The following is a 21,484-nucleotide window of genomic DNA, read 5'->3' as shown; positions in this document are numbered from 1 at the left end:
TATCAAATCAATGGCTTATCCGTGGCATATCGGTTGCAACAGGTTTGATGACCATGACTGACAGATGCTTTTGCTGTGTCTGAAAGCCATCAACACCGTGTAACCGGAGGGTGCCATGAAAGCCAAGGATATTGCCGAGCTGCTGGACGAACCAGCCTGCGAGCATAACAAGAAAGAGAAGTCCGGTTGCGCTAAACCCAAGCCTGGTGCGTCTGCCGGTGGTTGTGCTTTCGATGGTGCGCAGATCGCGCTGCTGCCGATCGCCGATGTGGCGCATATCGTTCACGGCCCCATCGCCTGTGCCGGCAGCTCCTGGGATAACCGCGGCACCCGCTCCAGTGGTCCGACACTCTATCGTATCGGTATGACCACGGACCTGACCGAGCAGGACGTGATCATGGGACGGGGCGAGAAGCGTCTGTTTCATTCGATCAAGCAGGCGATCGACGGTTATAACCCCTCGGCCATATTTGTTTACAACACCTGTGTCCCTGCGCTGATTGGTGACGATGTGGATGCGGTCTGCAAGGCTGCCACCGAGCGCTGGGGTACGCCGGTGGTACCCGTGGATGGCGCCGGTTTCTATGGCACCAAGAACCTGGGTAACCGTATCGCCGGTGAGGCGATGTTCAAGCATGTGATCGGCACCCGTGAACCGGACCCGGTCCCCGAGGCGGGCCGCCGCGAAGGTATCAAGGTGCATGACGTGAATCTGGTCGGTGAGTACAACATCGCCGGTGAGTTCTGGCATGTGCTGCCGCTGCTCGATGAACTGGGCATCCGCGTGCTCTGCACCCTGTCTGGCGATGCCCGCTTCCGCGAGGTGCAGACCATGCACCGGGCGGAAGTGACCATGATGGTCTGTTCCAAGGCGATGCTGAACGTGGCTCGCAAGATGGAAGACAAGTACGGCGTACCCTGGTTTGAGGGTAGCTTCTACGGCATCACCGATACCTCCCAGGCGTTGCGCGACTTTGCCAAAGCGATCAACGATCCAGATCTGACCGAGCGCACCGAAGCACTGATCGAGAGGGAAGAAAAGCGCATCCGCGCCGCGCTGGAGCCCTGGCGTGAGCGTCTCGAGGGTAAACGTGTACTGCTTTATACCGGCGGTGTGAAGTCCTGGTCGGTGATCTCGGCGCTGCAGGATCTGGGTATGAAAGTGGTCGCCACCGGCACCAAGAAGTCCACCGAAGAGGACAAGGCGCGTATCCGCGAACTCATGGGTGACGACACCAAGATGATCGAGGAGGGCGGCGCCAAGGAGCTGATCCAGATCGTCCACGACTACAAGGCCGATATCCTGATTGCGGGTGGTCGTAACCTCTACACCGCATTGAAAGCGCGCATTCCCTTCCTCGATATCAACCAGGAGCGTGAGTTCGGCTACGCCGGTTACCAAGGGATGCTGGAGCTGGTGCGTCAGCTGGCGCTGACCATGGAAAGCCCGATCTGGCAGGCGGTACGTGAGCCGGCTCCCTGGGGCGAGCGCTCCGACAGCATTGAGCCGCTGCAGCTGGCGGAGGTGAAGCATGGCTAAGATTCATAAGCGCAAAAAGCCACTGGCGGTAGCGCCACTCAAGGCCAGTCAGACCATGGGTGCTGCCCTCGCGTATCTCGGTTTTAACCGCAGCATGCCGCTGATGCATGGCAGCCAGGGCTGTACCGCTTTCGCCAAGGTGTTTTTCGTGCGCCATTTTCGTGAGCCGATCCCTTTGCAGACCACTGCGATGGATCAGGTCAGCTCGATCATGGGGGCGGACGACAATATCGTTGAGGCGCTGCGTGCGATCAGCGACAAGCAAAAGCCGGCGCTAATCGGCCTATGCAGTACAGGCCTGGCGGAAACCCAGGGCTGTGACATGACAGGGGCGATAGGCCAGTTCCGGCGCAAGTACCCTGAGTTCGACAAGGTCGCTGTGGTCGCGGCGAATACGCCCGACTTCAGTGGCTGTTTCGAAACCGGCTACGCCCTGGCGATGAAGGCGATCTTCGAGGCGCTGATCCCCGAGTCTTCCCGGGCGGGGCTGCGTCACAAGCAAGTGAACGTGATCTGCGGTGCTCATCTGACACCGGGCGACCTGGAGTTTATCTGCGACAGCATCGAGAGCTTCGGGCTGCGTCCACTGCTGCTGCCAGATCTTTCAACCTCGCTGGACGGCCATCTGCCCACCGAGGAGTTCAATCCGCTGACTACCGGTGGCCTCACCCTGGATGAGCTGGCCACCGCCTGCGAAAGCCGGGCGACGTTGACCATCGGTACCTCCATGCAGGCGGCAGCCGAGCTGCTGCAGCAGCGCACCGGCGTGGAAAATCACGCATTTCCTCATCTGCACAGCCTGAAACAGGTGGATCGCTGGATGATGACCCTGGCTGAGCTGTCCGGCAACGAGGTGCCCTCGCGCTGGCGCCGCCACCGCAGCCAACTGCAGGATGCCATGCTCGATACTCACTTTATGCTCGGTCAGCTGCGAGTTGCGATCGCTGCGGACCCAGATCTGCTGCTGGCGCTACACGACCTGGTGGTCAGCATGGGCGGCGAGGTGGTCACCGCCGTAGCACCGGCCAAGGGGCCTGCGCTTGCGGAGCTGGCCATGGAGGAGGTGCAGATCGGCGATCTGGAAGATCTGGAAAACGATGCCCGCGAAGCCCGTGCCGAGCTGTTGATCGGTAACAGTCACCTGGCGGAAACCTCCGCCCGTCTGCACAAACCGCTGCTGCGTGCCGGCTTCCCTCAATATGACTACGTGGGCGGCTTTCAGCGGGTCTGGTGCGGGTACCGCGGTATCCAGCAGACGCTGTTCGATATCTCGAACCTGAAACTGTCGCAGCACGAGGAGATCGAGCCCTATCACTCGATCTATGCCCAGAAACAGGACCACGAGCCAGCGCTGAAGGTGGCTTCGGGAGGCTGATATGACACCGCTGACGCGACGGCTTGAGGTCGTCGGTAGTGCGGAGGACATAGAAATACTGCGCGTCGCCTTCGCTACCACGGACCGGGAATATGTGAATCAGCATTTCGGCTCGGCACGGGCGTTCGCGATCTATTCCGTAGGCGTGGATGCGAGTCGCCTGTTGTCGGTGTGTGAGTTCTCCGACATCAGCGAAGAGGATAACGAGGACCGCCTGCCGGTAAAGATAGAGCAGTTGTCCGGGTGCGCCGCGATCTATTGCCGCGCCTGTGGCGCCTCGGCGGTGCGTCAGTTGCTGGCGCAAGGTATTCAACCGGTGCGGGTCACCGACGAAGCCTCCATCGACGAGCTTCTGACCGCCTTGCAGGAGGAGTTGCGGGCGGGTCCGTCCAGCTGGCTGGCCAAGGCGATCCAACGCCAGAAGCTGGGGCCTACTGCGTTCGATTCGATGGAGGCGGAAGGCTGGGACGAATAGCCCGGCAGACGTTTCGATAACACTGGAGAGTAACAATGAGCGAAGTCTGTGTAGAAGCCGGCAGCGCCGCGCTGCAAAACCCGTTCGTCAAACAGATGGTTGTGCAGCTGCGCGCCATGGACAGCTACGGCACATACGACACCTGGGGCGATGACAAGGTACTGGATCCGATGATCCTGACCAAGGCGCGCCGTCGCGAGATTCCGGTGGTGGGCGATCCCGATGAGGTGGTGATCTCGCGGGTCAAGGCCTACTACAACGCTATCGCGGTACGCGTTGAACAGGAGTGCGGAATGATGGCCGTACCGATGATCAACCTGACCCACGAAGGCTTTGGCCGGGCGTTGATCATGGTCGGCAAGCTGGTTGTGGTCGACAAGGCGCTGCGCGATGTACATCGCTTCGGCTTCGATTCCGTAGAAAAACTCGATGACGAAGGTGAAAAAATAGTAGCCCGTGCGCTCGCTACCATCGAGAAGTTCCGCGCTGCCGCGGAAGATTAATCTAGCAGGACAGGAGGGGGAGAGATGACCGACGACGAACTGAAAAAACTGCAGAAGGAAGCGCGCAAGGCCAAGCGAATCGCTACCGAGTGTGCCTCTGCGGTCCATGACCTGGTCGAGGACAGTCTCTGGACCGACTATGCAACCTTGCCTGATCTGGCGCAGAAAACCGTCGATGCCTGTCTGGCCTGGAAATCCGCTCAGGAGAAGCTGGATTCCGTTCAGAGCTGAATCTTGGAGAACCGTGAAATGTCTGCAGAGCTTATTAAAGGGCGCACCCGTGGCGGTGCCGAGTGGGTGCCCAGTTTTATCACCGACCTGAACCAGCAGACCTGCATCGGGTGTGGCCGATGCTACAAGGTCTGTCCGCGTGACGTATTCGAACTGGTGGATCGTGGCGAGGCCCTGGCCGGTGACGATGATGACTACGACGATTACGATGACGACGATGAAATGAAGGTGATGGCGATCGCCAATGTGGAGGACTGCATCGGTTGCGAATCCTGCTTCCGTGTCTGTCCGAAACAGTGTCATAGCCACGAACCGGCTGCGGCCTAACTTAACGAACGAGGAGCAGGATCATGCCAAGACCTCAGGCTCATGTATTCGTATGCGGTCAGCAGCGCCCGGAAGGGCATCCGCGCGGTAGCTGCGGCGCCGTCGGGGCGTCCGTCGTCGCTCAGACCTTTTCCGAGGAGATCGCCAAGCGCGGCCTGTTCCAGCAGTTTGCGGTGACGCCGACCGGTTGCCTCGGTCCCTGTCATCTGGGCGCCAATGTGCTGGTGTATCCGGGTGGTCATCTCTACAAGACGGTGAAAGCAGAGGATGTGAATCGGATAATCGACGAACATCTGCTCGGCGGTACCCCGGTCAGCGAACTGCTTGCGCCTGAAGCCGAGTGGTAAGGTTCAGCCTCTGAGGATCTGAGTTATGGATACGGCGGCACTGGTTGAGCGCCATCAGGCATTGCTCGATGCGGCGTGTATCGCTGCCCGGGAGCAACTGGAGAAAGGCGGATTCGATATCGCCATGGTTCCGGCTACCGGAGAGTACAGCTTCGAAAAGCGCAATGATCCCTACACCGGGGAGCCTACGTTGAACGGCCGCTGGGCGTTGGCGGGCTCCCAGCGGCGTGCCACACTGGTGATCAATGCCGATGGCTCGCTGCTGCTGGAGTGTGACCTGCTCTGTCCCCATCCCGGTCACGCCGGGCGTTGGGCGGAGCAGATCAGCGTCTGGGGCAGGGATGCAGCGAAGCTGAAAGCCGAGGTGGGTTTGCTCGCCGAGCTTGAAGGCTGTTAGACGACAGATCAAAGGAGTGAGAGTTGCTGCAATCCATCTATAGCTCGTTAACCCGGGAGGCCGAGGCCTGCCCGGGTTTTTACGCACCGGTTGAAAGAGTCTGTATCGGCCAGGTCTGGACCCTGGTTCAGGTCAAGGGGCAGACAGGCCTGTGCATGACGCCTCAGTCATACAGCCGCACCCTGAGCTGGTCTGGTGAACTCTGCGGTCGTCCGGCCAGCGAGTTGATTGGCTGGCTGGATAGTTGGCAGCCGTTTGAAACCACCTTGGCGGTGGCTGCGCTTAATGCGGTGCTGCGAGGCGGTGCCGACTACACCGATATGATGGCGGCGTCCAAGACACTGGGCGGCGGTAACCTGGCTGTTTTTCGCGCCATGCGCGAGCAGCTCGGCAATGGAAAGATCAGTGTAATCGGACGTTACCCCGGCCTGGATGATGTGCTCGAAGGTCTGGATTACGTCTGTATTGAACGCAACCCGACAGAGAAAGACCTGCCGGATCAGGCTGCCGAAGCGGTCCTGCCCCAGAGTCGCTGGGCCTTTATTACCGCCAGCGCATTGGCGAATCGGACACTGCCACGCCTGCTGCAGCTTTGCAGTGAGCCGACAACCCTGCTGATGGGGCCGAGTCTGCTCTGGAGCAGGCTGTGGTTTGATCAGGGCTGTGACTATCTGGCCGGTGTTGAAGTAGTTGATGCAGACAGGCTTTGGAAAACCGCCATGGAGGGAGGTGGTGTACGTATTTTTCAGGGCGCTGTTGGCTACCGCCTGCTCTCCAGGGATGGGCAGAAGGGATGATGCGGGTGATGGTGGTGCACCTACATGCGCTCAGTGCACGCCTGCATTTCTGGGTGGTGGACAGAGACAAGGGGACCTCTGCCTGTCTGCCGCGCCCTCTGTCGCCGCTGTCGATCCTGCATACCGACTATCAGCCGGATACGGCGGTGCCGCATGTGGCGCAGATGATAAAGCCTACTGCCGAGCTGCTTGGGCTTAACAGTGAGCAGCTTGACGTGGCATCGCCACTGCTAGGTTGGGTTGAAGAGCCGGGGCGTTGGACGCCGGTGGCACTGCTGAGAATCGCCGGTGATGACCTGCCAAGACTTGAGGGTGGCCGGTTTATTACGCTGATGGAGCTGCTGCAGGTGCCAGTCACCGAGAGACTGCTGATGCGGGCAGCCTATGAAGCGCTGCTTGGCGACTGAAATCGAGCTTATATCCTGATCTGTGTCATTGCGGGATCGCATGTAGCAAACACGACACTGACACCTTTCCTTGTTCTTACCTACCCGACAAAGGTACACGCAAAAAATATGTGTGTATTTATATCCTTTTGAAATTTAAAGAGAAAATTTCAAATATTTCTCTGGCACCCCGATTGCACCAGTCATTGCAAGCAACTCGATCACGCGAGGAGAAGGCGATGATACAGCTCACAGAAAACGCAATAGGTGCGGTTAGCCGTTTTATTGAATCTGCAGGCAAGCCCATTGCCGGCTTGCGTATCAAGGTTGAAGGCGGTGGTTGTTCCGGGCTCCAGTACGGCATGAAGCTGGAGGAGAGCGCGGCGGATGACGATCAGGTGGTCGATATGGGCGGGCTCAAGATTCTGGTCGATCCGGCCAGCCAGCCAATGCTCGAAAACGTGACCGTGGACTTTCTCGATGGTCTCGAGGGAAGCGGCTTCAAATTTGAAAATCCGAATGCCACTAACAGCTGTGGCTGCGGCAAATCATTCTCTTAAGGCCGGACCGGCAGAAATCGACTGAGGAGTTCAAGCGATGTGGGATTATTCCGAAAAGGTTAAAGAACATTTTTACGATCCAAAAAATGCCGGTGCAGTCGAAGGCGCAAACGGGGTCGGTGATGTGGGCTCAATCAGTTGCGGTGATGCACTGCGTTTGACCCTGAAGGTGGATCCGGAAACCGAAGTGATTCTTGATGCAGGTTTCCAGACTTTCGGTTGCGGCTCTGCGATCGCCTCCTCATCCGCACTCACCGAAATGATCAAGGGGATGACCCTGGATGATGCCCTGAAGATCAGTAACCAGGATATCGCCGACTACCTCGATGGTCTGCCGCCGGAAAAAATGCACTGCTCGGTCATGGGCCGTGAAGCGCTGCAGGCTGCGGTCGCCAACTACCGTGGCGAAGTCTGGGAAGACGATCACGAAGAGGGCGCGCTGGTCTGCAAATGCTTCGCCATCGACGAAGTGATGATCGAAGACACCATTCGCGCCAACAACCTGCACACGGTTGAAGAGGTGACCAACTATACCAAGGCTGGTGGTGGCTGCTCATCCTGCCATGAGGGTATCGAGAACATCCTCACCCGCGTGCTGGCTGAAAACGGTGAAACCTTCGTCGCTGGCGGCGCTGCCGTTCCGGCTCCTGCTGCCGCGGCTGCCAAGGCTCCGGAATCACCGAAGATGGGTACCCTGGCGCGTATTCGCAAGATCGAAGCGGTACTGGATTCCATCCGCCCGGCACTCCAGGCAGATGGCGGTGATGTGGAGCTGATCGACGTGGATGAGAAGAGCATCTACGTGAACCTGACCGGCGCCTGCACCGGTTGCCAGATGGCGGCCATGACCCTGGGCGGTATCCAGCAGCGCCTGATCGAAGAGCTTGGCGAGTTCGTCAAGGTCGTGCCGGTCGCCAAGGAATCACTGGTAAGCATGGGGGCCTGATCATGAGCGATATTTATCTCGACAACAACGCAACCACCATGGTCGATCCGGCCGTGTTCGAAGAGATGAAACCCTACTTCTGCGAGCAGTTCGGTAACCCTTCTTCACTGCACAACTTCGGCAATAAGGTGGGCTTTGCGCTGAAAAAGGCGCGCAAGCAGGTACAGGATCTACTCGGCGCCGAGCATGACTCCGAGATCATCTTTACCTCCTGCGGGACCGAATCCGACTCCACAGCGATTCTCTCCGCACTCAAGGCACAGCCTGAGCGCAAGGAAATCATCACCACCGTGGTCGAGCACCCGGCCGTGCTGACCCTGTGTGAGCATCTGGAAACCGAGGGCTACACCGTTCACTGGCTGGAGGTGGACTCCAAGGGCCGTCTGGACCTCGATAAGTACAAATCGCTGCTCAGTGACAAGGTCGCGATCGTCAGCGTCATGTGGGCCAACAATGAGAGCGGCACGCTGTTCCCGGTGGAAGAGATGGCGCAGATGGCGGCGGAAGCTGGCGTCATGTTCCATACCGATGCCGTTCAGGCGGTGGGCAAGGTGCCCATCAACCTGAAAGAGAGTGCCATCAGCATGCTGTCACTGTCGGGTCACAAGCTGCATGCGCCCAAAGGTATCGGTGTGCTCTACCTGCGTCGTGGCGTGCGCTACCGTCCGCTGCTGCGCGGTGGTCACCAGGAGCGCGGTCGTCGTGCGGGCACCGAGAATGCCGCGGCGATTGTTGGTCTGGGTAAAGCCTGCGAGATGGCTGCCGAGCACATGGAGTTTGAGAACACCCAGGTGAAAGCGATGCGCGATCGGCTGGAAGAGGGCCTGCTGGCCGTGATCCCGAACTGCTTCCCCACCGGCGATCCAGACAACCGTCTGCCGAACACCGCCAGTATTGCGTTTGAGTACATTGAAGGCGAGGCGATCCTGCTGCTGCTGAACAAGGTGGGTATTGCGGCATCTTCCGGCTCTGCCTGTACCTCAGGCTCGCTGGAGCCGTCCCACGTCATGCGAGCCATGGGTATTCCCTATACCGCTGCGCACGGCACCGTGCGCTTCTCGTTCTCGCGTTATAACACCATGGAAGAGGTGGAGCGGGTGATCGAAGAGGTGCCGGGAATCGTCGCCAAGCTGCGCAAACTCTCACCCTACTGGGGTGAGAACGGTCCGGTGGAAAACCCGGGCGAGGCGTTTGCGCCGGTTTATGCCTGATTTGTCGGCGTAGCAACATAAAACGGAGGCCTGGCGCCTCCGTTTTTGTTCCAGTTTGTGCTCTGCGCTCAGCAAGACCGGTCTCCCTCCCTAATTATGATTGGAAATACCCTGAACCTGTATCCAGGTGAATATTCGTACGTATTCTTGACCCCGTTTATCGTTGCGTATGGCTTACACTTATTCGTAACTGCTAATGCAAAGTGTTAGCAGGTTCCAGGTGTGAGTTAAACAGCCTGTACAGCCGCTGCTCCAGAGTTAACACGCTGTACAGTCTGCCCGGTTTCCTTGCTTCTGAACCCCTTCAGCTCCCAAGCCAACCAGCCCGCACCTTGCCGGGTCGGTGTCTCTGGCGCTGTCCAATAGTTGCCCGGTTGTTACCTGTTCCACGCACAAAAATAACAAAGTGGAGGTATCTGTCATGGCTGATAGTCAGGTCCGCTCGCTGAGCGGTACACCAGTCTCGCTCAACGATGAACAACTCGCCGAGATTCAGGGGGCAATCCATGGGCAGGTAATCTGCCCTGGGGATACAGCCTACGATCAGTCGCGGGAAATCTGGAACGCGATGATCGACCGCAAACCCGGCCTGATCCTTGTCTGTTCAGGCACCGCCGATGTGATGAGTGCCGTGGCCTATGCGCGCAAGCATAATCTGCTCGTGTCTGTGCGCGGTGCCGGACATAACATCGCTGGCAAATCCTTGTCGGACGGTGCTGTGCTGATCGACCTCAGCGCCCTGAAGAGCGTCCGGGTCGATCCCGACGCGAAAACGGTGAAGGTAGGTCCGGGCGCCACCCTGGGCGATCTGGATCACGAAACCCAGGCCTTTGGCCTGGCCTGCCCGGTGGGCATCAACTCGACCACCGGTGTTGCTGGCCTGACGCTGGGTGGCGGCTTTGGCTGGCTAAGTCGTAGCTACGGAATGACCGTGGATAACCTGATCTCGGCCGAAATAGTGACGGCAGGCGGTGCGCGGCTGGTATGTAACGAACAGCAGAACCCGGATCTGTTCTGGGCGATACGGGGCGGTGGCGGCAACTTCGGCATAGTTACCGAATTCGAGTTTCGCCTGCATCCCGTAGGTCCGATGCTGATGGCCGGGCCGACGGTATTTCCGTTTTCCCAGGCCAAGTCGGTGCTTGGCGCCTACCGGGAGCTGTGCGCGAAAGCCCCCGACCAACTGACTGTCTGGGCGGTAATCCGCGATGCGCCGCCCTTGCCGTTTCTGGAGGAAGAGGTGCATGGCACCAAGGTTGTGATCATCGTCGGCGTGTACAACGGTGAGCTGAGTGAGGGGGAAAAGGCGCTGGCGCCGATCCATAAGCTTGGCGATGAACTGGGTACCGGAATCGGCGCTTATCCCTTTGCCGGTTTCCAGCAGGCGTTCGACCCGTTGTTAACACCTGGAGCGCGTAACTATTGGAAGTCGCACAACTTCACCGGCCTGCCTGACGACCTGATCGATATGCTGGTGGATTACGGCGGCCGGCTGCCCAGTAGCCAGTCAGAGATTTTCGTGGCACAGATGGGTGGTGCCACCAACCGGGTGGATCCAGTGGCTACGGCGTATCCGCACCGGGATACGGAGTTCATCATGAATGTTCATACCCGTTGGGAGACCGAGGATCAGGACAAGAACTGCATCGACTGGGCAAGGGATTTCTACGATGCGACCCGGCCTTTAGCCACGGGAGGTGTGTATGTGAACTTTATCAGTGAGGGTGAGGATCGTATCGATGGAGCCTACGGCGCCAACTATGACCGCCTGGCGGCGATCAAGGCGCAGATGGATCCGGATAACTTTTTCCGTGAGAACCAGAATATAACGCCGAACTAAGCACGACGGTGGTTCTTTTTGCGTAGGAGCAGCGCCCCCGCCGCGATCACCCGGCGGGGTTTTGAATGACCTCCGTGCCAGGTTCAATCGGCGCGAGGGCGCACCTCCTACAATGGCCTCAGGGAATCTGCACCACCGGATTATCGGGGCCGACAGCCACTACCTTCTGATTGAAACCGGCAATTTTTACGTTCACCGTCTGTAGCGAAGGGAAGTGCTTGAAGAGCCTTATTTCGGCGCTGCTAAGCTGGTTCGGGCTGGTGCACTGAAAGTGATAGGTGAAATTCAGGTCCATGTGCTCGCCGTTACTTTCGTAAACCTTGCCCGGCGACATCTCCTGCAGGGCGCCACGGCCGGCGACCACGGGGTGCTGGGAAGGGTAGTAGCGCGTCATGCTGCAGCCGGCAGCTGCGGGCAGTCCTATCCAGAACGGCGGGTTACGCATATCCCTTTCCAGCTGGCCCAGCTTTGTCTGCTCTTCCATGTTGATCGGAAGGTGGCCAACGCCCAGCATATCGACTCCCGTGCCTCGCACGTAGATCACCAGCTCCTGGTTACGCTGCACCAGTTGCACGGTAGCACTACCGTGGTTATGGGTGTTCAATGGGTTCTGTGCGTATACGGGGAGGGCGAGAAGAGCTGCGGTCAGAGCGATGCCGGTCTTCGTTGAACTGCGCATGTTAACTCCTTGTCGTGGTCGGTCAGACGCCTGAAAAGAGTTTATGCAATTGTGACGGGTCTGGCGAATAAAGATATTCGACATCGCCAGACCTGCATCAAGTCTCTGGATTTGATGAATATTGTCTGTGAAGTAAGCGCCCTTGCTGTTAAATCAGCCCTGGTTCTCTTCCTCTTCCATCTCGTACGGCTCGATACGGAAAGCCTCTAGCCGGTAACCGGCGGTGCCCATCTCGTGCTGGAAACTATGCACCGTCAGTTTTCCGGTGATCCATACGGCGTCGTAGAGACTGTCGAGCTGGGTGCCGGGCTCGTAATGGGTGTCGATGATCTGGTTGGAGGGCGGCGGCGGTGTATGAATGCAGGCGCCGAAGTAGGGGACAAGAAAGAAACGGTCCACACGCTGGTCTTCGCCCTCAAGCGGCACCACAAAACCCGGTACACGAACCATCTTGCCGTCCATCTCATCTACGACCGGCGCAGAGGCAAGCACTTGCTGCATATGGTCCAGCAGATTGCTCGCTTCTTCGGTGTAGTCGTCCAGCGCATCCAGGTTGTCTTCGCTGGTGCCGTAGAGGTCTTCAAAGCTGAGGTTATAGTCTGCGGGCATCAGGTCATCCCAGGTGATCTCCCGAACCTCTTCTCCATTCATCTGTTCGGCATGAACGGGTGATATCAGCAGCAGTGGCAGCAGCAGGGCGGTCAGTCGGCACAGTTTCTTCATCGGGCGCTTCCGTTAGCAGTCCAGGCGGTTGGCTTCTGGTACTCAGTTTTTAGGAGTCAGGCCGTCGGCAAGTGTATATCGCCAGGCGCGCCAGGCCGGCAGTGTACCAGCGAGAAGTCCGGCAACAAGCACTGCCAGACTGATCCAGCCCAGTGATGCTGGCCAACCCAGTGTCAGGTAGACCCCCAATAACTGCTGAAGTTTATCACCGGCGAAAAACAGTACCGACCAGAGCACGCCCAGCCCCAGGGCAATACCGCTTATTGTCAGCAGCCCGGCTTCGAGCATGACCAGAAACAGCAGGTGATGAGGCGATGCGCCGATGGCGCGTAGCAGGGCCAGTTCGCGTCGCCTTTGCTCCATGCCGGTCAGCAGTACTCCGAGCATGCCGGTCAGGCCTGCCAGCACCACGCAGGCGGAGATCGCCAGCATCGCCTGTTCGGCCCGGCCCACCACCTTCCAGAGCTCCTGCAGCGCGACGCCGGGCAGAATCGCCAGCAGCGGTTCGCCACGGAAATTGTTGATCGCCCGCTGCAGCTGGAATACCGCTGTTTTGGACTTAAGCCCAAGCATTACGGCGGTGATCTCCTTGGGCGTCAGGTCCATCTCTTCCAACTGCTGCTCGCTCACCTTCATACCGGGCATCGGTACCCCGGCACGCCAGCCGACGTGAATCGCGGTGATCGACTCAAGGCTGACAAACAGGGAGCGGTCCACCGGTGTACCCGTAGGTTCAAGAATGCCGACCACCTTGAACGGCTGATCCTTGTGCTGCGCGAAACTTACATTACCCAGTCCATGTGATACGACGATCTCATCACCGAGGCGGTAGCCGAGGCTGCTGGCCACATCTGCGCCGAGCGTAACCTGGTGCAGGGCGGAAAAGCCTTCGCCAGCGCTGAAGCCGAGCTGGCGTTCGCTGCCATAGCGGTAGCGATCGAAGAAGGCGGAGCTGGTGCCGACAACGCGAAAGCCGCGGTGCGAATCGCCCAGTGAAAGCGGCACCGCCCAGTCTACGGACTGATCCTTGGCGATGGTTTGATAGCTCGACCAGCGGATATTGTTGGTGGCCGATCCCAGGTGGAAAACGGAGTAGAGCAGCAGCTCTACCTGCCCGGAACGGGCGCCGACGATCAGGTCGGTGCCCGATACCGTATTGAAAAAGCCGTCGCGCATGTCATGGCGGATCTTCTCGACGCCTGCCAACAGCGTGACACTGATCGCGATGGTGAGCACACAGAGCAGTGCCGAGCTCTTGCGGTTAAGCAGACTGCGCCAGGCAAGGCCGATCAGCATGGTTTACCCTCTTGGGCCGGTTGCACGAGATGATCCAGTTGCAGCCTGCGGTGAAAGTGTGTCGCCAGCAGCCGGTCGTGGCTGACAAACAGCAGTGCCGCGCCGCTGCGTCGGCATTCGGTCAGCAGCAGCTCGATAAAGCGGTCGCGGTGGTCCGAGTCCAGTGATGAGGTGGGTTCGTCGGCGATGATCAGCGGCGGATTGCCGATCAGCGCACGGGCGGCTGCGACGCGCTGCTGCTGTCCTATGGAGAGGGTCGAGGTGGCGCGCTTTTCGCCGCTTACGCTGGCCAGACCAAGCTCGCCCAGCAGACGTAGCGCCTGAGCCTCGACGGAGCCGTCCTGCCTGGCGGCCTGTTGGCGCCGTTGCGCAGAGAAGCGGCAGCCGAGCACCACGTTTTCCAGCGGTGACAGCCAGGGCAGCAGGTTGAACTGCTGGAATACCAGGCCGATACGGTCTGCGCGTAGCTGGTCACGCTGGCGGGTGGATAGGTTCTCCAGCTGTTCTCCGCAGACCCGGATCGAGCCGCCGTAGCCTGTCTGGACACCGGCGATCAGGTTTAGCAGAGTGCTTTTGCCACTGCCGGAGGCTCCCTGAAGAAACAGGCTTTCGCCCGCAGCCAGCGTCAGCTGAGGTATTTTCAGCAGTGGCTTGTCGGCCCTGGGCCAGCGAAAGCTCAGCTCATGGATGGAGATGGCAGCCGCTTCGCTCATGGCATGCGCAGAACGGGATTGGCGGCATTCAGCTCCTGCAGTGACTGGCTGTCGCCTATGATCTCTGCATGCAGACCGGTAAGAGCCGGGAAGTGTTTAAACAGCTTGACCTGGGCTTGGTCGAGTTGGTCCGGGTCGGCGCAGAGAAAATGGTACTCGAAGGCCAGGTCTCGATGTTCGCTGAGGATCTTTTGATCATCCTCGTGTTCGTGTTCATGTTCATGTTCATGTTCGTGAAGCTCCCCCTGTTTGGTTGTCTCCACATGCTGACCGAGAGAGACGCGGCTGAGGGCGCAGTTAGCCGCTGAGGGGAGCTCCAGCCAGAACTGGGGATCGCGCATGTTGGTGTCGAGATTCTCCACCAGGGCCTGCTCTTCATCGGTTTCTGGTGCACGCTCGAAACCCAGCAGGTTAAACGCCGGGCTGTTCAGGTTGACGACCAGTTCCTGTCCGTCGAGCACCACTTGCAGCAGTGCTTCGCCGTGCACATGAGGAGCCAGTGAATCCTGGGCGAGGGCGCTGCCCGATGCCGTAATCAGCAGTGGCAAAACGAGTTTGGCGGCATGTTTCATAAGATCTCCTGTCCTGATCAAGGCGGGTCATCGGTAGGCTAAATATGTTATATCGTAACATTTATCTATGCCAGCGCTTACTGATGATCTGCTTGGCTGCGTTGCGCGACAGTGCAAAAGACCTGAAGCGGGTCTGGAAGTTCGAAACAGGCGGTGGAGAGTTGGCAGCTTTGGCATGAAGCCCGGCTGATAATAGTGCCGTTGTCGACTCAGCCGGCAGCAGGGTGATAAACATTCCAGTAGCCATGCTACTGTCTGGAGAGCAGCAGGTCTGCTAGATTCTCAGCCCTAAAGCCTGAAAAGCGGACCTAATCCTAAGGTGGGCAGGAAAGGTGGGCAGTAGAAGGCGGATTGTTAAGGTGGGTTGTGAAAATGGAGAGCATCAGCATGGCAAAGACCGTAAACGGACCCGATGGCCAGCCGCGCTGTGGCTGGTGTGGTCAGGTAGATGAGTTCTTTCCCTATCACGATCGTGAATGGGGTTTCCCGGTGGATGACGATCAGCGCTTGTTTGAAAAGCTCTGTCTGGAGAGCTTTCAGTCCGGTTTGAGCTGGCGCACGATTTTGGCCAAACGGGAAAATTTTCGCACGGCCTTCGCCCGGTTCGATTTCCATCGCGTTGCCGAATTCACCGAGGCCGATGTGGAGCGCCTGCTGCAGGACGCCGGTATCATCCGCCATCGCGGCAAGATCGAGGCGGTGATCAACAACGCCCGGCGGGCGCTGGAGCTGATTGAAAAAGAGGGCTCTATCGCCGCTTTTGTCTGGAAGTACGAGCCCGAGTCTCAGCCCGAGCCGCAAAGCCAGACCACCTCGGTGGAATCGATCGCCCTGTCGAAAGAGCTGAAGAAGCGTGGCTGGAAGTTTGTTGGCCCAACCACGGTGTACTCCTTTATGCAGGCGATGGGGCTGGTCAACGATCATCTGTACGAATGTGTCAGCCGCGCTGAGATTGAGGCGGCGCGTAAACAGTTTCAAAGACCGTAGAAAAAAGGATTTAAACGGGAGTTTTAGTTCCGGGCGAACCTTTATCGTCAATTCTGGTCTGCTTTACACAACCGGGCTGTAGTGAGTCCCGGGAGCCCGTGATACCCTTAGCGCGCTTTCAATCTTTGGAGTGAGAACGCTCAGATTACCTGCTTATGAATTCAGATACCCCGCTTTTTCAGTTCAAGAACTCCCGCGTATCACTCAACGAACTGGTACTGCTCGACTATGACGAGTCGCGCCTGAAAGCCGAGCTGGAGCGCCACGCGGCGCGACTGCCCTCACTGTTCAGGCAGATGCCGGTACTGCTTAATTTTGAGCGCCTGCCGGCGGATAAACCGCTACCTCCTTTGGATGAGCTGCTGGCGGTCTGCCGTGACAGCGAATTGAAGCCGATCGGCATCCGTGGCAGCAGCCGTTACGACGAGGCGCTGTGCCAGAGCCTGGGACTTTCCTGCTTTGGGGCCAGCGGCCGTGGCGAACGCGTTCGCGAAGAGAAGCCAGCCGAGAGCCCGAGCCAACCCGAACCTGAGTCTGTCAGCGAAACCAGCGAAGTGGCGGCAACTGCGGAAGTGGTTGAGGAAAACGGCAGCAAAACCCGAATTCTGACCACGCCGGTGCGTTCCGGTCAGCAGGTGTACGTGCAGGGCGGTGATTTGATTGTCCTGTCATCGGTGGGCGCCGGCGCGGAAGTGATGGCCGACGGCAACATTCATGTATACGGTCCGCTGCGCGGTCGTGCCATGGCCGGTGTCAGTGGCGACAGCAGTGCGCGTATCTTCTGTCAAAGCCTGGAAGCTGAACTGATCTCAATAGCCGGTTACTTCAAAGCGTGCGAAGATCTACAGAGTGAGCACTGGAAGAAACCCGTACAGGCTCACCTGTCCGGGACCCGGCTGGATACGGTGCTGTTGTAAGATAAGTTGTAAGCAAAAAATAAAACTGCACCTGAACCTGTTTAATCCATATGTATGGAAACTGTGTAAATGGCTGAAATTATTGTTGTGACGTCCGGTAAGGGCGGGGTCGGCAAAACGACCAGCAGTGCGGCAATCGGTACTGGACTGGCCCTGCGCGGGCACAAGACTGTTCTGGTCGATTTCGACGTAGGCCTGCGTAACCTGGACCTGATCATGGGCTGTGAACGCCGCGTTGTGTTCGACCTGGTCAACGTGATCAACAACGAAGCGACACTGAATCAGGCGCTGATCCGGGACAAGCGTACCGAGGGACTCTATATCCTGCCGGCCTCCCAGACACGCGATAAGGATGCGCTGAGCCACGAAGGCGTGGAGCGCGTCCTGAACGAGCTTTCAGAGATGTTCGATTACATCGTCTGTGACTCCCCGGCGGGTATCGAGAAAGGTGCCCAGCTGGCGCTGTACTTTGCCGATACGGCCATCGTCGTCACCAACCCGGAAGTCAGCTCCGTGCGTGACTCCGACCGTATTCTCGGCGTGCTGCAGAGCAAGTCACGCAAGGCGGAAAACGGCGAACATGTGAAAGAGCATCTGCTGCTGACCCGCTATAACCCGGCTCGGGTACAGGCCGGCGAGATGCTCAGCGTTGAAGACGTGCAGGAGATTCTGGCGATTCCTCTGCTGGGTGTGGTGCCTGAATCCGAGGCGGTGCTGAAAGCCTCCAACCAGGGGCAGCCGGTAGTGCTGGACAGCGAGAGCGATGCCGGCCAGGCGTATATGGATGCGATCGGCCGTTTCCTCGGCGAGGAGCGTGAGCACCGCTTCCTCGAAGTACAGCGCAAAGGATTGTTCAGCCGCGTATTCGGCAGGAAGGGCTAATGGGTATTCTGAGTTATTTCCGCTCCAAGAAGCAGACCTCGGCTACCGTCGCCAAGGAACGCCTGCAGGTGCTGGTTGCCTATGAGCGCAACCAGCGTAACCAGCCGGACTATCTGCCACAGATGCAGCAGGAGATTCTCGCGGTAATCTCCCGTTACGTCGACATCGATGTCGATGATGTCCAGGTAAACCTGGATGAAAACTGCTCGATTCTGGAGTTGAACGTTACTCTGCCGGAGCACGCCAAGGACTGATCCCGCGCCCCTGCGGTGTTGATCCTCTTTGGTGCCGGTTATCCGCCGGGTGCGCTGAAACAAGGCGCGGCCTCTTCTATGAGGCCGCGCTTTTTTCGTGGACCTACCCGTTTTCTCTGGATATAGCCGCTGGTTTAACAGCTATATCCGGGAAAATGTTCGACTGGTTCAACTATTGCTTGGCTCTTTCCATTCCTCCCGAATCTTAGCGTTCAAGGATTGGATTATGAGCATTCCGAATGAGACCGAAGCACTCTGGCACGCGTTGTTCGATCATTGTGAAGCTGAACGGACAGGCACCTTCTTTCTGGCTTGCGCCGATAATAAATCGGGACAGATCGTGTTGCACAACGGACAGATACTGGGCCTGACCTACGCCGGAGCCAATGGCGACGGGGCGGCAGAGGCGCTCAACCGGGCACAGGGCCTGAGGTTTTCTTTCACCGCCGAGTTGATTTTCCCGCTGCAGGAAACCTTGCTGCCGGAACAGGCCCAGGCGCTGCTGAGCCAGTTGGGTATCGCGGAATACCAGCGCGCCGAATCGCCTGCCAGCAAGCCTCAGACCGAAGTGCCGCGTCGCTCGGTGCGGATTTACCGCGGTCGCGTGGTGCAGGGCTAAACCGGCGCCTTATTGCTTGGCTTGTGGTTAGATGAGTACTTTGCACGTCTGTTTAGACCGGAGAGCTGCTTCAGTCGCGCTGAAACGGGTAAACACTGCCAAGGCCAAGTAGCCGGGTGAGCTGGTCCAGCGCCTCGCGCCCGCTTTGCAGCAGTGCAGGGTCTGCCAGGTCGGAGGGCGTCAGGCTTTCCGGGTAGAATGTTTCCACCCAGGCGCGCAGGCGGTCATACAGCGGCTCGTTCAGTAGTACGCCGGGGTTAACCGCCGCCAGCTCTTTTTCTGTCAGCACCACTCTTAGCCGCAGGCAGGCCGGACCGCCGCCGTTGGCCATGCTCTGGCGTAGATCACAGAACTCGATTTTATCGATCCCTCGACCTTCAAGCTGCTTCAGGTAGCTGCTTACCCTCGGGTTATCGCGGCTCTCCGTCGGCGCCAGCAGCAGGTTGGAAGCGTCCGCCAGGCTTAGCAACTGGCTGTTGAACAGGTAGCTGCTCACCGCATCTTTTACATCGACCTCGTCGCTGGATACCTCGATCAGTCTGAAATCCTTGCCAACTCTTTGCTCCAGAGCCCGGTAAAGAGCTTGCTGATCCACGAACGCCTGCTCATGGCAGAACAGCAGTCCACGATTGGAAACCGCTATCACATCGTTATGAAACACCCCCTGGTCTATGACCTCGGGGTTTTGCTGTACATAGAGCGCGCATTCTTCCTTTAACCGGTGCTTGCGGGCGATCGCCTGGCTCGCCTCCAGCGTCTGTCGCGCCGGAAAATGCCTCGGTGCAAGCGGCGACGAGGAGGAGCCGCCATAGACAAACAGCTCAACGGCGCTGTCACCGTATTCGCCACAGAGCCGGTTGTGGTTAGCCGCACCCTCATCGCCCAGCAAAGGGTGGGCTGGCAGAGGAGCGTGATGGGCAAAGTGATCGGTATCGGGAAAAATCGCCTGCAGCAGTTGCGCAGTGGTGCCCGCCTCCAGGGAGCGGTGAAGCTTGCTGATCAGGTTGGCAGGAGTGAAATGCACACGCCCATCGCTGGTATCGGCGCTGGGTGAGACGGTGGCCGCATTGGCGCTCCACATGGCGGAGGCCGAGGCACAGTTATGCAGCAGAAGGGGCGCTTCCCGCTCGGCATCGGCGAGAACTCGGGCATCGCTGCCATGAAATCCCAGGCGTCGCAGGGTGGCCAGATCGGGCCTTTCCTGCGGCGGAATGACCCCCTGAATCAGCCCCAGCTCGCTAAGCCGGTTCATCTTTGCCAGCCCCTGTAGGGCTGCTTCCCTGGGGTGCGAGGTCAGCCCCCGATGTTGCTCCGAGGCGATATTGCCGCGGGAGAGGCCGGCATAGTTGTGGCTTGGGCCGACCAGTCCGTCGAAGTTAGCTTCTCGTGCGGTCATGGCTGCGGCTCTCCATCCTGAGCCTCTTTATCATCGGTCAAGTGGATACCGGGCGTCGGTTTCTGTGGCGCTTCGAGCCGCTCTTTCTCCAGACCGGCCACCGGGTAGGCGCAATAATCGGCGGCGTACCAGGCGCTGGGACGATGATTGCCGCTGGCCTTGATACCGCCAAAGGGCGCGCTGCTGCTGGCACCGGTGAGCTGACGGTTCCAGTTGACGATACCGGCGCGGATACGGTGCCAGAACAGCTCGTACTGGCTTCTGTCGTCGCTGAACAGTCCGGCGGCGAGTCCAAACCTTGTCTCATTGGCGAGCTCCAGGGCGGTCTCGAAATCGTCATAGCGCTGGACCTGCAGCAGTGGTCCGAAATACTCCTCATCGGGCAGGATATCGACGCCGGAGACATCGATCAGCCCGGGACTGAGCAGGGCGCTGCTGGCGGGTTGACGCGCCATGGTGAGGAGCTCCTGGCCGCCGAGGGCCGCAAGGTTTGCCTGTGCGCCGAGCATGCGATCTGCCGCCTCACTGGAGATCAAACAGCCCATATAGGGCTGGGGATCGTCATCGAAAAGCCCAACCTGTATCCGCGATGTCAGTGCAATCAGTTTATTCAGAAAAAGGTCACCCTCAGTGCCGACGGGGACGATCAGCCTTCTGGCACAGGTGCAGCGCTGACCGGCGCTGAGAAAGGCGGATTGCACCGTTTCGTAGGCCGCCGCGGCCGGGTTGCTGATCTGGCCGATGATCAGCGGGTTGTTCCCTCCCATCTCCAGTGCAAGCACCTTTTCCGGCTGGCCGGCGAACTGCTGGTGCAGCTGGTGCCCGACACTGCTGGATCCAGTAAACAGCAGGCCGTCGAGGCCCGGGTGGGAAGCGAGCGCGCGACCGGCATCGCGGTTGCCCTGGATCAGGTTGATTACCCCGGCGGGCAGGCCTGCAGCGAGCCAGTGTTGCAGCGTCAGTTCGGCAAAGCGCGGGGTCAGCTCGCTGGGCTTGAACACGATGGTGTTGCCCGCGATCAGTGCCGGCACTATATGCCCGTTAGGCAGGTGTCCCGGGAAGTTATAGGGGCCGAATACAGCCAGCACACCGTGGGGACGGTGGCGCAGTACCGAGCGGGCATCCCCCAGGGGCTGATCGCTTTCGCCGGTGCGTTCGGTGGCGGCGCGGATCGATATCTCTATCTTCGCGGTCATCGCCGTTATCTCGGTGCGTGCCTCCCAGATCGGCTTGCCGGTTTCCTCGCCGAGGGCATGGGCGAGGCTGTCTTGATGTCGCTCCAGTCGCTGGGCAAAGAGGCGGCATAGCTCGAGGCGCTCGGTAACAGGCTGGCGTGACCAGTCGCGGAAAGCGCGTCGGGCCGCGTCAACAGCGTCGTCGATCTGCCCGGCACTGGCTTCGCGTCCCTGCCAGATAACCCGGTTACGACCCGGGTCCAGTGATTCGAACGGATCGCTTTTGCCCGCAATCCAGCGGTTGTCGATCAACAGGTTGCCTGACATAACCATCTC

26 protein-coding genes are annotated in these 21,484 nt (G+C 59.0%); 19 read left to right on the top strand and 7 right to left on the bottom strand.

The features are described 5' to 3' along the window. The first annotated feature begins 115 nt into the window (after nt 1-115). The 14 genes from nifE (at nt 116) to C4S72_RS09060 (ending at nt 10,935) form a co-directional block, all read left to right on the top strand. A complete protein-coding gene (nifE, locus tag C4S72_RS09125; protein WP_104002700.1) occupies nt 116-1,540 on the top strand; it encodes a nitrogenase iron-molybdenum cofactor biosynthesis protein NifE in 1,425 nt (474 codons plus the stop codon). Then, nucleotides 1,533-2,915 carry a nitrogenase iron-molybdenum cofactor biosynthesis protein NifN gene (gene nifN, locus C4S72_RS09120; RefSeq protein WP_104002699.1) on the top strand — a complete coding sequence of 461 codons (1,383 nt, stop codon included), beginning with the start codon at nt 1,533-1,535 and terminating at the stop codon, nt 2,913-2,915. Before nifE ends, nifN begins: the two co-directional genes overlap by 8 nt. A gap of 94 nt (nt 2,916-3,009) precedes the next feature. Next, nucleotides 3,010-3,390, top strand: coding sequence for a NifB/NifX family molybdenum-iron cluster-binding protein (locus C4S72_RS09115; RefSeq protein WP_200826704.1), 381 nt, complete (start codon nt 3,010-3,012; stop codon nt 3,388-3,390). A gap of 35 nt (nt 3,391-3,425) precedes the next feature. Beyond that, complete coding sequence (locus C4S72_RS09110) at nt 3,426-3,893, top strand: NifX-associated nitrogen fixation protein (RefSeq protein WP_104002697.1); 468 nt, start codon at nt 3,426-3,428, stop codon at nt 3,891-3,893. A gap of 24 nt (nt 3,894-3,917) precedes the next feature. After that, a complete protein-coding gene (locus C4S72_RS09105) occupies nt 3,918-4,124 on the top strand; it encodes a CCE_0567 family metalloprotein (RefSeq protein WP_104002696.1) in 207 nt (68 codons plus the stop codon). Between the two features lie 18 nt (nt 4,125-4,142). Then, on the top strand, nt 4,143-4,451 hold the full coding sequence (gene fdxB / locus C4S72_RS09100; protein WP_104002695.1) for a ferredoxin III, nif-specific: 309 nt from the start codon (nt 4,143-4,145) through the stop codon (nt 4,449-4,451). 23 nt (nt 4,452-4,474) lie between these two features. Further along, the gene (locus C4S72_RS09095; RefSeq protein WP_104002694.1) at nt 4,475-4,798 is read left to right on the top strand and encodes a (2Fe-2S) ferredoxin domain-containing protein; all 324 of its coding nucleotides are present in this window, start codon (nt 4,475-4,477) and stop codon (nt 4,796-4,798) included. 25 nt (nt 4,799-4,823) lie between these two features. Further along, the gene (locus C4S72_RS09090) at nt 4,824-5,195 is read left to right on the top strand and encodes a hypothetical protein (protein ID WP_104002693.1); all 372 of its coding nucleotides are present in this window, start codon (nt 4,824-4,826) and stop codon (nt 5,193-5,195) included. A 23-nt stretch (nt 5,196-5,218) separates the two neighbouring features. Beyond that, nucleotides 5,219-5,992 carry a DUF364 domain-containing protein gene (locus C4S72_RS09085; protein ID WP_104002692.1) on the top strand — a complete coding sequence of 258 codons (774 nt, stop codon included), beginning with the start codon at nt 5,219-5,221 and terminating at the stop codon, nt 5,990-5,992. Then, complete coding sequence (locus tag C4S72_RS09080; RefSeq protein ID WP_104002691.1) at nt 5,989-6,399, top strand: hypothetical protein; 411 nt, start codon at nt 5,989-5,991, stop codon at nt 6,397-6,399. Before C4S72_RS09085 ends, C4S72_RS09080 begins: the two co-directional genes overlap by 4 nt. Before the next feature lie 218 nt (nt 6,400-6,617). Then, nucleotides 6,618-6,938, top strand: coding sequence for a HesB/IscA family protein (locus tag C4S72_RS09075; RefSeq protein ID WP_104002690.1), 321 nt, complete (start codon nt 6,618-6,620; stop codon nt 6,936-6,938). A gap of 37 nt (nt 6,939-6,975) precedes the next feature. Further along, the gene (gene nifU, locus C4S72_RS09070; RefSeq protein WP_104002689.1) at nt 6,976-7,884 is read left to right on the top strand and encodes a Fe-S cluster assembly protein NifU; all 909 of its coding nucleotides are present in this window, start codon (nt 6,976-6,978) and stop codon (nt 7,882-7,884) included. A 2-nt stretch (nt 7,885-7,886) separates the two neighbouring features. Next, on the top strand, nt 7,887-9,095 hold the full coding sequence (gene nifS, locus C4S72_RS09065; protein ID WP_104002688.1) for a cysteine desulfurase NifS: 1,209 nt from the start codon (nt 7,887-7,889) through the stop codon (nt 9,093-9,095). A gap of 421 nt (nt 9,096-9,516) precedes the next feature. After that, the gene (locus C4S72_RS09060) at nt 9,517-10,935 is read left to right on the top strand and encodes an FAD-binding oxidoreductase (protein ID WP_104002687.1); all 1,419 of its coding nucleotides are present in this window, start codon (nt 9,517-9,519) and stop codon (nt 10,933-10,935) included. A 118-nt stretch (nt 10,936-11,053) separates the two neighbouring features. Here the strand turns inward: C4S72_RS09060 and C4S72_RS09055 are convergent, their stop codons facing one another. From C4S72_RS09055 to C4S72_RS09035, 5 genes are all read right to left on the bottom strand, one after another. After that, nucleotides 11,054-11,614, bottom strand: coding sequence for a ZrgA family zinc uptake protein (locus C4S72_RS09055; protein WP_160115478.1), 561 nt, complete (start codon nt 11,612-11,614; stop codon nt 11,054-11,056). A gap of 153 nt (nt 11,615-11,767) precedes the next feature. Beyond that, nucleotides 11,768-12,337 (bottom strand): DUF3299 domain-containing protein, encoded by a 570-nt coding sequence (locus tag C4S72_RS09050; protein ID WP_104002685.1) that lies wholly within the window; start codon nt 12,335-12,337, stop codon nt 11,768-11,770. Between the two features lie 42 nt (nt 12,338-12,379). Then, nucleotides 12,380-13,633 (bottom strand): ABC transporter permease, encoded by a 1,254-nt coding sequence (locus C4S72_RS09045; protein ID WP_104002684.1) that lies wholly within the window; start codon nt 13,631-13,633, stop codon nt 12,380-12,382. Then, nucleotides 13,627-14,346 carry an ABC transporter ATP-binding protein gene (locus tag C4S72_RS09040; RefSeq protein ID WP_104002683.1) on the bottom strand — a complete coding sequence of 240 codons (720 nt, stop codon included), beginning with the start codon at nt 14,344-14,346 and terminating at the stop codon, nt 13,627-13,629. Before C4S72_RS09040 ends, C4S72_RS09045 begins: the two co-directional genes overlap by 7 nt. Beyond that, entirely contained in the window at nt 14,343-14,918 is a 576-nt protein-coding gene (locus C4S72_RS09035) for a ZrgA family zinc uptake protein (RefSeq protein ID WP_104002682.1), read from the bottom strand. Before C4S72_RS09035 ends, C4S72_RS09040 begins: the two co-directional genes overlap by 4 nt. A 387-nt stretch (nt 14,919-15,305) precedes the next feature. Here C4S72_RS09035 and C4S72_RS09030 point away from each other — a divergent pair, with 387 nt between their 5' ends. From C4S72_RS09030 to C4S72_RS09010, 5 genes are all read left to right on the top strand, one after another. Continuing rightward, complete coding sequence (locus C4S72_RS09030; RefSeq protein WP_104003099.1) at nt 15,306-15,905, top strand: DNA-3-methyladenine glycosylase I; 600 nt, start codon at nt 15,306-15,308, stop codon at nt 15,903-15,905. 155 nt (nt 15,906-16,060) lie between these two features. Then, entirely contained in the window at nt 16,061-16,822 is a 762-nt protein-coding gene (gene minC / locus C4S72_RS09025; RefSeq protein ID WP_104002681.1) for a septum site-determining protein MinC, read from the top strand. Nucleotides 16,823-16,891: 69 nt separating this feature from the next. Further along, nucleotides 16,892-17,704, top strand: coding sequence for a septum site-determining protein MinD (minD, locus tag C4S72_RS09020; protein ID WP_104002680.1), 813 nt, complete (start codon nt 16,892-16,894; stop codon nt 17,702-17,704). Next, complete coding sequence (minE, locus tag C4S72_RS09015) at nt 17,704-17,958, top strand: cell division topological specificity factor MinE (protein ID WP_104002679.1); 255 nt, start codon at nt 17,704-17,706, stop codon at nt 17,956-17,958. Before minD ends, minE begins: the two co-directional genes overlap by 1 nt. A gap of 226 nt (nt 17,959-18,184) precedes the next feature. Beyond that, nucleotides 18,185-18,577 (top strand): hypothetical protein, encoded by a 393-nt coding sequence (locus C4S72_RS09010; RefSeq protein ID WP_104002678.1) that lies wholly within the window; start codon nt 18,185-18,187, stop codon nt 18,575-18,577. A gap of 70 nt (nt 18,578-18,647) precedes the next feature. Here the strand turns inward: C4S72_RS09010 and astB are convergent, their stop codons facing one another. Together astB and astD are read right to left on the bottom strand one after the other, a co-directional pair. After that, complete coding sequence (gene astB / locus C4S72_RS09005; protein WP_104002677.1) at nt 18,648-19,973, bottom strand: N-succinylarginine dihydrolase; 1,326 nt, start codon at nt 19,971-19,973, stop codon at nt 18,648-18,650. After that, nucleotides 19,970-21,475: a succinylglutamate-semialdehyde dehydrogenase gene (gene astD / locus C4S72_RS09000; protein ID WP_104002676.1), complete on the bottom strand. Its 1,506-nt coding sequence runs from the start codon at nt 21,473-21,475 to the stop codon at nt 19,970-19,972. Before astD ends, astB begins: the two co-directional genes overlap by 4 nt. Nucleotides 21,476-21,484 lie beyond the last annotated feature (9 nt).

Origin of the sequence: Marinobacterium lutimaris, assembly GCF_900108065.1 — a bacterium.
In the GTDB taxonomy this organism is placed as follows: Bacteria; Pseudomonadota; Gammaproteobacteria; order Pseudomonadales; family Balneatricaceae; genus Marinobacterium_D; species Marinobacterium_D lutimaris.
This window is presented reverse-complemented; position numbering and strand designations above follow the sequence as displayed.